Origin of the sequence: Pseudoalteromonas sp. M58, from assembly GCF_042604605.1 — a bacterium.
GTDB classification, from domain to species: Bacteria; Pseudomonadota; Gammaproteobacteria; order Enterobacterales; family Alteromonadaceae; genus Pseudoalteromonas; species Pseudoalteromonas tetraodonis.
This window is the reverse complement of the sequence record NZ_CP152390.1, coordinates 1,758,864-1,770,602: the sequence shown is the minus strand read 5'-3', so window position 1 is coordinate 1,770,602 and position 11,739 is coordinate 1,758,864. Positions and strand designations below refer to the sequence as shown.

The following is an 11,739-nucleotide window of genomic DNA, read 5'->3' as shown; positions in this document are numbered from 1 at the left end:
ATGGATTTAATTAGAATTTCAAAAGCACAATTAGCCTACGGTACGCACCCATTATTAGATAATGCCGATGCGGTTATAGAAAGCGGTGAACGTGTATGTATTGTAGGGCGTAACGGTGCGGGTAAATCAACGCTTCTAAAAGTATTAGATGGCCAAGTAATACTAGATGACGGCGAAATAAACCAAGTCGGTAGTTTAAAAATATCGCGTTTAGAACAAGATCCGCCTAAAGGGGCAAGCGGTACTGTATTTGATTATGTTGCCCAAGGTATGCCGGAAATTGCTAACTTACTGATTGATTTTCATCATGTAAGTACACAATTGCAAACAGATTGTACTGATCAGTTACTCAATAAATTAGAGCGCTTATCAAATAAGTTAGAAGCAGCTGATGGCTGGCGTTTTGATAGCCGTATTCAACTGGTTTTAACCCAACTAGAATTAACCCCCGATGCAAAACTAGAATCACTTTCTGGTGGTTGGTTACGTAAAGTTGCACTTGCGCGTGCGCTAGTGAGCGAGCCTGATTTATTATTACTCGATGAGCCTACCAACCACTTAGATATGACAAGTGTAATGTGGTTAGAGCAATTTTTAAAAGAGTTTAAAGGCGGGATTGTATTTATATCGCATGACCGTGCTTTTATTCGCGCCGTTGCAACACGTATTTTAGATTTAGATCGCGGTAAACTAATTTCTTATCCAGGTGATTATGCCACTTACTTAGAACAAAAAGCGCATGATTTAAAAGTGGAAGAAACGCAAAATGCATTGTTCGATAAGCGTTTAGCGGAAGAAGAAGCGTGGATCCGCCAAGGTGTTAAAGCGCGTCGTACGCGTAATGAAGGGCGTGTTCGTGAGCTTAAACAATTACGTAATGAGCGTAAAAAGCGTGTTGATCAAGTAGGCAAAACCGATTTCAATATTGAAACGGCAGATCGTTCAGGTAAATTAGTGTTTGAAGCGAAACACTTACACCATGCATTTAAAGATAAAATCATTGCTGATGACTTTTCTACTTTGGTTATGCGTGGTGACCGTATTGGATTAGTCGGCCCTAATGGCATTGGTAAAACAACACTATTAAAATTACTATTTGGTGATTTAAAAGCTGACAGTGGCGAAATAAAGCAAGGTGTTAATTTAGAATTTGCTTATTTTGATCAATATCGTGAAAAGCTCGATGAAGAAGCGACCGTTCAAGATAATGTGGCTGAGGGTAAGCAAGAGGTCATGATGGGCGGGCGCTCTCGTCATGTATTAGGTTATTTACAAGACTTTTTGTTTCCACCAGCACGTGCTCGTACCCCCGTAAAAGCGCTCTCAGGTGGTGAAAAAAATAGATTACTTCTGGCTAAGTTATTCTTAAAGCCATCAAATATATTGGTTCTTGATGAGCCTACCAACGACTTAGACATAGAAACGTTAGAGTTACTAGAAGATATCATCAATCAATACCAAGGTACTGTGCTGATTGTTAGCCATGACCGTGAGTTTATTGATAATACGTGTTCAAGTGTATGGGCCTTTGAAGGTAATGGTAAGGTAACAGATATCGTTGGCGGCTACAGCGATTATGAAGCCTATACCAACTATTTAGCAGAGCAAGAAAAGAAGCAGCAACAGCAGCCAGTGAAAAAGGTTGAAAAACCAGAGCCGGCACCCGTTAAAAGCAATAACAAAGCAAATAAACTCTCTTACAAATTAAAACTTGAACTAGAGCAACTACCTAATAAAATGGAACAACTTGAAGCTGAGCTTGAAAAACAACAAGAACGAGTAAGTCACGAAGACTTTTTCAAGCAAGACAGTGATGTAACAGCTAAGGAATTGAACCATTTAGCCCAACTCGAGTCTGACCTTGAAGCCGCTTTTGAGCGTTGGGAAGAACTTGAAGAATTAAAGAATCAGTAGTAAGGAATAAAATGAAATATAAATTACTCGCGGCCAGTGTTTTAGCAACACTGAGTACATCGGCATTAAGTGCTACCTATGCGTTAACGGAGTTAGGTAACTTTGAAAACGCAAAACATACTTATGTTACCGATGTGAGTGAAAACGGACATGTCATTGGGCTTGCTAATGGCTTATACAATATCCCAATTGATATTAGTTATATTGATTTTACCGATAGTTTAATTAAGAACGCTTATACTAATGAAGTAAATTCATTTGAACTAAGTGACAAAGAAATTACGTTTACACTTGATGACATCGAAAACAACGACGCTATTTATACCAATGCTGATGCGCATACTTTTATGGTTCGTTTTTTGTCAAACTTATCTGCTAACTTTGAATATCAAAAAATTAGCTCAATTGTTGCTACAAATTACAATAGTGGTGTAATTACAGAGCAATCTTTGTTTGATGTGGCTTCGGTTGATTATGATGGGTTAACGCGATCGACCAGCAATTTTTATAATGCTGTTGCACAGGACGGTACGACCGTAGGTTGGGGCAGTGCACCGTTTGATAAAATCACTTTTACACCAGATGGTGAAACTGAAGAAGAAACTTGGTTTACCCGAGAGTTTATAGAACGTGGTATTTTAATTTCTGAAGGCGGTGTAGAAGTGCCGCTTGTTCCAGAATTTACTGAACATGGTGGGACGAGTAAAGCGTCTGATATTGTTGCCACTGACACGGGTTACGTTGTTGTTGGTAATGTATCAGTGAGTATCCCTACAGAGAGACAAACCTTAATTGCTGATAATTGTGATGGTCTTGATGAACCTGTAATGACGTGTATTGAATCAATTAATAGTCGTAACACACGTGGTTTATTTAATAAAACAGCGGTTAAGTGGACATTAGATAGTGCCTATAATGTAACCTCAACAGAATTTTTAGGTTTAGCGCTGACACCAAAAGAAGATGAAGACAGTAACCCATTTATTAGTAATGCATTAGCGGTTAATAAAAATGGCGTTGCGGCCGGTTTTTCTAATACCCGTTACTTTGATAGAGATTCCACAATTTTAACGATGCCAGTTTACTTTAAAGATGGTGAAGTGGTTGATTTTATTGAACAAAGAGATGACTGGCAAAGTGGTAAAGCATTTGCTATCAACGATAACGATATTGTTGTAGGTTATGCGACCAAGCGAATAGAAGGCACGCTAAGAAATAAACTTTTTTACCATGATATAAATACAAACACGACCGTGTTTCCTGAAGATTACTTTATAAGCTCAAGCTCATATGCAAATGACATTAATAATCAAGGTTACATTGTTGGTGAAGGTGAAATTGGTGAATCTGAGAACACCCGCCGTTCAGAAGCCTTCATTTATAAAATTGGCGATGACAAGATCACTAACCTAAATAAATTGCTGCCTTGTTATGACAGTGATGGTGAAACCAGTTTCAGCTATAAAATGGTAGAAGCTAAATCGATTAATGAAAACAACGAAGTATTTGGTGTTGCGACTAAAACAGTTGAAAAACGAAATTCATTGGGCGGAGTTGTTACCGATGTAAATGGTAATATTGAATATGAAAGTGTAGCCGTTGCGGTAAAACTTTCGCCTATCCCTAATGGTGAAGTTGAGAATTGTAAAGCCCCAGATGCTGAATTTTACGAACGCAGTTCTGCGAGCTTTTCTTGGCTTGGTTTATTATTACTACCACTTGTTGGTTTAAGACGTGTATTTAGATTTTAAATGAGCTTAAATCGTTAAACAGAACGACTAAAAAACCCAACTTGTTAAGTTGGGTTTTTTTTGTCTATAGTAATGTAAGCATTTAAAGGAAGAGAGGCTAATTATTTCTCATTCCCCATGCCCGCCTTACAGAGCGGCGCCACATTAGATCTATTCCAAAGTAGCCAATAACACTGGCGATAGAGGCGCATACCAAAGAACCGACTAAGAATGCAGGGCCAATTGTCGTTAAGCTTTCTATAAACCATGCCCAACTGGCTTCGAACGCAAAGTGTTGTTCTGGTTGATTAAGTACTAATGTACCAACAAGGTAGGAGCCGTAAAAAATTGGCGGCATAGTCAGTGGATTAGTGATCCATACTAGCGCAACAGAAATGGGTAAATTAACTCTCAAAATTATCGCTGCGGCAGCCGCGAGCACCATTTGAAAAGGAACAGGGATGAAAGCAAAAAAAAGCCCAACAGCAAAAGCACCTCGTGCCGAACGTCTATTTAAATGCCAAAGGTTAGCATCATGTAAAAGACGGCCAAATATTCTTAGCGATTTGTGATGTCTAATTTTATTTGGATCGGGTAAAAACCGTTGGATCGTTTTTTTAGCCATTTAAAGCAACCATTTACTTCTGTGTGGATGAGTCTTGGGTTTGTTATCGGAGTTGTTGTTACCGTATTTTATTACCAAACCCTTGAATTTACAGTTATCACAATTTTAATCCTCATTGTGAGCACGTATTTTAAGCCGTTTTTAACTGTATTGTTAGGCTTTATTTGCGGTATTTGCTGTGTAGCGGCACATTTTATCTTGTTTTATTCATTTGAATTACCTAATGAGCACGAAAAATATGCTTATTCAGTCAATGTTGTTGTCGAAGAAGTTATTTCTTCAACACCTCCACAATACGTAAAAGTGAAAATAACCCGTTTGGAAGATAGCGAATATAGTCAGTTTAGAGCACCTAATGCCTTATTAAGTATTAATTCAACACAACCTATTCAGCCAGGTGATGCTTTTACTGCTCAAGTTAGGTTAAAAAATTTTAGGGGGATTAAAAATTTTACTGTGTTCGACAGTCAACTCTATGCCTTTACACAAAAAATAGCGTTTAAAGGCACAGTATTAAATAAGCAGTTAGCGATTTACAACCGCCCACAAAATAATCATATCGCGGCTTATAGGACTTATGTCAAAAAGCTCGTAAGTAGTGCTGAACTTAATTGGCTATATTATGTGCTCTTAACTGGAGACAAGTCGTTAATGACCTTTGAGCATAAACAATTAATGCAAAGTCTTGGGTTAAGCCATTTACTGGCTATTTCTGGATTGCATATCTCTTTGGTTTTCGGCTTTTGTTATTTTGCAGTGCGCTGTTTTCTTAAGTTGATTAAGCCTGAACTAAATCAATCATTAAATATTGCTATTTTTTATAGCGCTGCTGGCTTTGTTGCCGCTTTTATTTATGTTTACTTGAGTGATTTCATTATTTCGGCAACCCGCGCCTTAATTATGTTGGGTTGTTATTTGTTGCTTTATTATTTAGCGAAGCAAGCGCTTAGATGGCGAAGTATTTTATATGCGTTGGTTATTATTCTAGCGGTTAATCCATTTAGTTTGCTTAATCCTGGCCTGTATTTTTCCTTTTTAGCGGTATGTATTATTTTTATGGTTTTAAAACAGTTTCCGCTGCGAGGTCATTCATTGTTAGCCAACATTCGCACTCTTTTTATTATTCAACTGGGATTATTTATTGGCTTATTACCGCTGTCATTATACTTTTTTAATGGCGTGAGTTTAGCAGGTTTAGTTTTAAATCTTGTCGCTATTCCCATTTTATCTTTTGTATTAATGCCTGCTTTATTTTTAAGTGTGTTGCTGGGGTTATTAACCGACTGGTATGCGTTTATTGTGTTGTATGATTTTCCACTGACCTATATTTATCAAATGTTGCTGGCAATACCGCAGCACATACGTTGGCTTAATGTTGGTCAGGTAAGTATAACCACTGTGGTGCTGCTTTATAGTGTCGTTCCTTTACTTTATTTTATTGAGCTTCGCGTACTGGCGTGTATTCCGCTTTTGACTTTACTGTCTAATTATTATTTTACGCAATCTAGTCTTTGGGAGTTGAACGTATTTGATGTAGGCCATGGCCTAATGGTATTGATAAAAAAAGACAAACATGCGTTTATTTATGATTTTGGCCCGAGTTACTTTAATCGCTTTAGTCGTGTGCCTAGTGTATTACTACCCTATATTGACGCCCATAATCTAACGGTAAGTACCGCGATTGTCAGTCATCAAGATAACGATCATGCCGGAGGTGTTGCGCATTTTAAAGCGGCCGGTTATGCAAGGAGTTTTGATTATTTTCATCCAAATGGTGTATATAACGACTGTATAGCAACAACACTCGATTTTAATGGGTTGAGTATTCAAACTTTTGCTAAAGAGGAATTTAATAATAGTAATGATAATTCCTGTATCGTTAAAATCTCAGCTGCAAACTATAGTGTGCTACTTACCGGTGACATATCAAAGACGCGAGAGTCGCAATTAATTATAAAGGAAGATGATTTACAAAGTACCGTTTTGATAAGCCCACACCACGGCAGTGACAGCTCCTCGAGTAACGAGTTTATTAAGGCAGTAAACCCAACGATTGTGATTCATTCAAGTGCCTATCAAGGTCAGTGGCAATTTCCAAGTAAAGCGGTAGTTGAGCGTTACAATAAAATAAACGCCAAACAATATAGCACCGGTGATGTAGGACAAGTTAGGGTTGATTTTTATGCTAAGCACCTTGAGCTTACTACAGCGAGGGCGCAGGAAAGTTATTGGTTTATCAAAGATTGACGTTTTGTTTTGCTGTTGCTAAGGATACAATAGAGGCTGTCAGTGGTTTTAGAGAGTGTTATGGATCAAAGTACTACACAAATTTATAAACGGCTTGTTTCTTACGTTGGTGCCTATAAGTCGGTTGCCATCGTCGCAATTATTGGAATGATAGGTTATTCAGGTATGGATGCATTATTCATCCAACTGATGAAGCCGTTTATTGATGAAGGTTTAAATGAGCGTAATAGTCAGGTACTTACTTATGCGCCATTTGTGGTTATTGCGTTGGTGATCGGGCGTGGCGTATTTAATTTTATGTCATCGTACTGTTTAAGCTATGTTGGTTCGCAGGTAGTGCGTGCGCTTCGCCAAGAACTATTTGAGCATATATTACATTTGCCAGTATCGTTTCATGATAAAAACTCGACTGGCGACCTTATTTCAAAAATTACCTTTGATACAGAGCAAGTACAGCAAGCGATTACCAAAGCACTGCTTATTGTAGTTCGTGAAGGCGCTTTTGTGGTGTTTTTACTTGCAGTTATGTTTTATACCAGCTGGCAATTATCGTTAATCTTTTTAGTTATTATTCCATTAGTGGCTATTATAGTGGCGGTGGTATCTAAACGTTTTCGTCATATATCTAAAAATATTCAGTCTGCGATGGGTCAAGTTACCCGCAGCTCAGAGCAAATGCTCAGTGGTCACAAAGTGATCCACGGCTTTGGTGGTCAAACTCAAGAAATCGATCAATTTTCTAAAATTAATAATCATAATCGCCAGCAACGTATCAAAATGGATGCGACTAAGGCGTTAAGTGTCTCTATCATTCAAATTTTAGCCGCCAGTGCAATGGCCGTTATTTTATGGGTGGTGTCTATGCCCTCAATGATAGACAGTATTAGCTCTGGGGATTTTGTAGTGCTTATTTCTTCGATGATGATGTTACTACGTCCGTTAAAACAGCTTGCCAATGTGAATAGCGATTTACAACGCGGTATTTCAGCTGCGCAGAGTGTATTTTTAGTGCTAGATGAAGAAATAGAAAAGGACACAGGCACCTTATCGGTTGATAAAGTTAAAGGTCATATTGAGGTAAAAAATGTCACCTTTAAATACCCAACCAAAGACGAGCCGGTATTAAATAATTTGTCTATGACTATTAAAGCGGGCGAGAGCATTGCGCTTGTTGGCCGCTCAGGCTCGGGTAAATCCACCATATCAAATTTATTACCTCGCTATTATGATTTAGAAGCGCCCAGTGAAATATTACTGGATGGTATTGCTTTAAATGAATATAAGCTCACCGATTTACGTCGTCAATTTGCTTTAGTATCGCAGCAAGTGGTGCTTTTTAATGACACGATTGCAAATAATATTTGTTATGGCCTCCAACGCGATGTATCGATGGAAGAGCTTCATGCTGTGGCTAAACAAGCTCATGTGTGGGAGTTTGTTAAAGATTTACCGGAACAACTTAACACTATGGTTGGTGAGAATGGAGTGATGCTTTCAGGTGGTCAACGTCAACGTATCGCGATTGCTCGCGCAATATTAAAAGATGCACCAATTTTAATTTTAGATGAAGCGACCTCGGCGCTGGATACTGAATCAGAAAAACTCATTCAACATGCCCTCGATACATTAATGAAAGACAAAACGTCTATTGTAATTGCGCATAGGTTATCGACTATTGAAAATAGTGACCGCATTTATGTAATAGACAGTGGTCAAGTTATTGAAAGTGGTACCCATACAGATTTACTTGCTAACGATGGCACTTATTCTGCGTTATGCAAAATGCAGTTTGGTGAGCAAGGGTGAGTAAAATAGAGCAAAGCTGGTATAAACCTTTTAGCTTAATTACATTATTGCTATTACCACTGTCCGCTATTTTTGGCTGTATTTCTTTGCTGCGTAGATATTGCTATAAGTTCGGCATTTTTAAATCGTTTATCAGCAAAACACCGGTTATTGTGGTTGGTAATATAAGCGTTGGCGGTAATGGTAAAACCCCATTTGTATTATGGCTGCATGATCACTTAATCGCCCAAGGTTTATCTGTTGGTTTAATTAGTCGCGGCTATGGTGGGAAAGCAGCTCATTACCCATTATTAGTGACTGCTAATACGACTACTTTAGAGGCTGGGGATGAGCCGGTACTTTTATTTAACCGTTTACAATGTCCGTTAGTTGTGGGGCCAAATAGGCAGCACAATATAGAAAAGCTCAACGCAAACTTTAAGCTTGATGTGATCATTTCTGATGATGGCATGCAGCATTACAAAATGGCACGCAGCATAGAATGTTGTATTGTTGATAGCGAAAGAAAATTTGGTAATGGTTTGCTAATGCCCGCAGGGCCACTGCGCGAAACCGTCTCTCGATTAAAGAGCGTAGACGTAGTAATTGAAAATGGCTCTGAGGATGAGTTTAGTTATCGCTTGCAGCCATCGGTTATTAAACGCGTTGCCGATAACACGGATATAGCGTCGCCTTTGAAGGCTGCGCATGCGGTGAGTGCTATTGGTAACCCAGGTCGTTTTGAGGCTTCACTGCAAGCACAGGGTATTAAATTACTGTCTACACATCATTTTCGCGATCATTATGCTTATAGCGCTGATGATTTCGCTCAATTTGGCGATGACTGTGTATTAATGACAGAAAAAGATGCGGTTAAATGCCGTGATTTTGCAAAGCCTAATTGGTATTACCTGCCTGTTGATGCTCAACCAACAGCGGCGGTAATAAACACATTAAATTTACTATTAAAAGAAAAAGGGATCCATCATGGCCTTTGATACGAAGTTACTCGAAATTATTGCTTGCCCCGTGTGTAAAGGTAAGTTGCGCTTTGATAAAGAAAACCAAGAGCTGATCAGTACAGCTGCAAAGCTTGCTTATCCTGTACGCGATGATATTCCGGTATTACTTGAAAATGAAGCCCGAGAATTGTCTCTTGAAGAGGTAGAAAAGTGGAATTCGTAGTTGTTATTCCTGCGCGTTACGCTTCTACTCGTTTGCCAGGTAAGCCACTTGCTGATATTTGTGGCAAGCCAATGATCCAACATGTCTATGAAAAAGCGTGTTTGTCGGGAGCGAGTAAAGTGGTTATTGCCACCGATCATCAAAAAGTATTTGATGCAGCTAAACACTTTACCAATGATGTATTGATGACTCGAGAAGATCATCAATCAGGGACTGAACGGTTAGCAGAAGTCGTTGATTTACTAAACTTATCAGAAGATACTATCGTAGTTAATGTGCAGGGCGATGAACCATTATTATCCCCTGATAACGTGTCACAAGTGGCTACATTATTAGCGCAATCAACCGCGCCTATGGCAACCCTAAGTGTTGCCATTGAAGAGCGTGATGAGGTGTTTAACCCTAATGCGGTTAAAGTGGTCAGCGATATTAATAAAAATGCCTTATATTTTTCAAGAGCCAGCATTCCATTTGATAGAAGTGCCATGATGGCAGAGCAGCAACCACTTAATTTAGCGCCTTTTCAACGCCATGTGGGTATTTACGCGTATCGCGCAGGGTTTATAAAGCAATATATTCAATTATCGGTATCACCATTAGAAGTTTTAGAATCACTAGAGCAGCTAAGGGTGCTTTACCATGGCTATGCGATTAAAATAGAGCAAGCGCTGGTGACCCCTCATGCTGGGGTTGATACACCAGAGGATTTAGCTAAAGTCGTTGCGCATATTCAAAGTAAAGCGCGTGAATAAAGCAGATACGCCTGTGTTAAAAGTGCAATACACGCACGATGATTTTTATATTATAACTAAACCTGCAGGGCTTAATTTTCATTCAGAAGAAAGCCCTGGTTTTGTGTTTCTTGCTGAGCAACAACTAAACGAAAAATTGTTTGCGGTTCACCGTCTAGACAAAGTGACTTCAGGGCTGATCATATTAGCGCGGCATAAAGACGCTGCGGCAAAGTTTACCCAGATGTTTACTGAGCATACTATTAATAAATTTTATTTAGCTGTAAGTGATTCTAAGCCTAAAAAAAAGCAAGGTTGGGTTAAAGGAGACATGGCGAAGTCACGTCGGGGTACTTTTAAACTATTAAACTCGCAAATAAATCCCGCAATTACGCGGTTTTATTCATTTAGTTTTAAAAGTGGTTTTAGAGCTTACCTATTAAAACCCTATTCGGGTAAAACCCATCAGCTCAGAGTTGCTTTAAAGAGTTTGGGTGCCCCCATAATGGGTGATGCGAGTTATGCAGGCAGCCCTGCAGAGCGTACCTATTTACATGCATTTGCGCTGGATTTTTTATGGAAAGGGCAAAAAATACAACATACCCTGTTGCCAGAATCTGGTGAAGAGTATGCGCAATTGATAAAACATCAAGATTTTAATTCTTGGCAAACGCCGTGGAAACTGGATTGGTAAATGAGTGAACAAGTAACTGATATCCGCTTTGGTGGTATTAAACGACTGTATGGTCAACAGCAATTTGAGTGGTTACAGCAAGCACATTTTTGTGTTGTGGGTATTGGTGGTGTAGGCAGTTGGACTGCTGAAGCACTAGCGCGTACCGGCGTAGGTAAAATCACCTTAATTGATTTAGATGATATTTGTGCAACTAATGTAAATCGTCAAATTCATGCCTTAACAGGCACAATAGGGGAAGCTAAAGTTGAGGCGATGAAAACTCGCTGCAAGCTTATCAACCCTGAGTGTGTGGTGAATGTGATTGATGACTTTATTAGCCTTGATAATATTCAAGAACATATTCAAGGTTTTGATTATGTAATAGATTGTATTGATGCGGTTAAAGAAAAAGCGGCGTTAATAGCTCACTGTAAACGTAATAAAATGCCTATAATTACAACTGGCGGTGCAGGTGGTCAAACCGATCCGAGTCAAATTACCTTTGGCGATGTGGCAAAAACCACTCAAGATCCATTACTTGCAAAAGTGCGTTACATTTTGCGTAAACAATATAATTTCAGTTCAAACCCAAAACGTAAATTTAATATTGACTGTGTATATTCCACTGAACAGCTTGTTTACCCAGGTAGTGACGGCAGTGTGTGTCATGCGAAGCAAAATGCTGATGGCAGTATGAACATGGATTGTAATAATGGCTTTGGCTCAGTGACGATGATCACCGGTAGTTTTGGTTTTTTTGTTGCCGCTAAAGCGGTTCGAAAATACTTAGACAAGCGTGCGCGTCTAAATACTTAGATAAAGTGTTTTGGTTTAATAGTATTTAAA

At 38.9% G+C, this 11,739-nt stretch carries 10 protein-coding genes; 9 read left to right on the top strand and 1 reads right to left on the bottom strand.

The window, feature by feature from the left end; all coding sequences use genetic code 11:
- Together AAGD16_RS08135 and AAGD16_RS08130 are read left to right on the top strand one after the other, a co-directional pair.
- Entirely contained in the window at nt 1–1,914 is a 1,914-nt protein-coding gene (locus AAGD16_RS08135) for an ABC transporter ATP-binding protein (RefSeq protein ID WP_138765217.1), read from the top strand.
- A gap of 11 nt (nt 1,915–1,925) precedes the next feature.
- The gene (locus tag AAGD16_RS08130) at nt 1,926–3,665 is read left to right on the top strand and encodes a DUF3466 family protein (protein WP_350644714.1); all 1,740 of its coding nucleotides are present in this window, start codon (nt 1,926–1,928) and stop codon (nt 3,663–3,665) included.
- 97 nt (nt 3,666–3,762) lie between these two features.
- Here AAGD16_RS08130 and AAGD16_RS08125 read toward each other — a convergent pair whose 3' ends face one another.
- Nucleotides 3,763–4,269, bottom strand: a complete 507-nt coding sequence (locus AAGD16_RS08125; protein ID WP_024603046.1) for a DUF2062 domain-containing protein — start codon at nt 4,267–4,269, stop codon at nt 3,763–3,765.
- Here AAGD16_RS08125 and AAGD16_RS08120 point away from each other — a divergent pair.
- Genes AAGD16_RS08120 through tcdA form a run of 7 tightly spaced genes read left to right on the top strand, consistent with a single transcriptional unit; the run spans nt 4,249 to nt 11,709 of the window.
- Nucleotides 4,249–6,516 (top strand): DNA internalization-related competence protein ComEC/Rec2, encoded by a 2,268-nt coding sequence (locus tag AAGD16_RS08120; RefSeq protein ID WP_377111179.1) that lies wholly within the window; start codon nt 4,249–4,251, stop codon nt 6,514–6,516. The genes AAGD16_RS08125 and AAGD16_RS08120 overlap by 21 nt on opposite strands.
- Before the next feature lie 60 nt (nt 6,517–6,576).
- Nucleotides 6,577–8,322: a lipid A export permease/ATP-binding protein MsbA gene (gene msbA, locus AAGD16_RS08115; protein WP_013465021.1), complete on the top strand. Its 1,746-nt coding sequence runs from the start codon at nt 6,577–6,579 to the stop codon at nt 8,320–8,322.
- Nucleotides 8,319–9,299 carry a tetraacyldisaccharide 4'-kinase gene (lpxK, locus tag AAGD16_RS08110; protein WP_377111177.1) on the top strand — a complete coding sequence of 327 codons (981 nt, stop codon included), beginning with the start codon at nt 8,319–8,321 and terminating at the stop codon, nt 9,297–9,299. The genes msbA and lpxK overlap by 4 nt, the downstream gene beginning before the upstream one ends.
- Nucleotides 9,289–9,486: a Trm112 family protein gene (locus AAGD16_RS08105; protein ID WP_008112074.1), complete on the top strand. Its 198-nt coding sequence runs from the start codon at nt 9,289–9,291 to the stop codon at nt 9,484–9,486. Before lpxK ends, AAGD16_RS08105 begins: the two co-directional genes overlap by 11 nt.
- A complete protein-coding gene (gene kdsB, locus AAGD16_RS08100) occupies nt 9,474–10,238 on the top strand; it encodes a 3-deoxy-manno-octulosonate cytidylyltransferase (RefSeq protein ID WP_024603043.1) in 765 nt (254 codons plus the stop codon). Before AAGD16_RS08105 ends, kdsB begins: the two co-directional genes overlap by 13 nt.
- The gene (locus AAGD16_RS08095) at nt 10,231–10,911 is read left to right on the top strand and encodes a TIGR01621 family pseudouridine synthase (protein WP_058154677.1); all 681 of its coding nucleotides are present in this window, start codon (nt 10,231–10,233) and stop codon (nt 10,909–10,911) included. Before kdsB ends, AAGD16_RS08095 begins: the two co-directional genes overlap by 8 nt.
- Nucleotides 10,912–11,709, top strand: coding sequence for a tRNA cyclic N6-threonylcarbamoyladenosine(37) synthase TcdA (gene tcdA / locus AAGD16_RS08090; protein WP_024603041.1), 798 nt, complete (start codon nt 10,912–10,914; stop codon nt 11,707–11,709). It begins immediately after the preceding gene.
- The last annotated feature ends 30 nt before the right edge of the window (nt 11,710–11,739 follow it).

Excerpts from the sequence above, each read along its gene's own strand:
- AAGD16_RS08135 (WP_138765217.1), top strand. The coding sequence starts at position 1 with ATGGATTTAATTAGAATTTCAAAAGCACAATTAGCCTACGGTACGCAC.
- AAGD16_RS08130 (WP_350644714.1), top strand. The coding sequence starts at position 1,926 with ATGAAATATAAATTACTCGCGGCCAGTGTTTTAGCAACACTGAGTACA.
- AAGD16_RS08125 (WP_024603046.1), bottom strand. The coding sequence starts at position 4,269 with ATGGCTAAAAAAACGATCCAACGGTTTTTACCCGATCCAAATAAAATT.
- msbA (WP_013465021.1), top strand. The coding sequence starts at position 6,577 with ATGGATCAAAGTACTACACAAATTTATAAACGGCTTGTTTCTTACGTT.
- AAGD16_RS08105 (WP_008112074.1), top strand. The coding sequence starts at position 9,289 with ATGGCCTTTGATACGAAGTTACTCGAAATTATTGCTTGCCCCGTGTGT.
- tcdA (WP_024603041.1), top strand. The coding sequence starts at position 10,912 with ATGAGTGAACAAGTAACTGATATCCGCTTTGGTGGTATTAAACGACTG.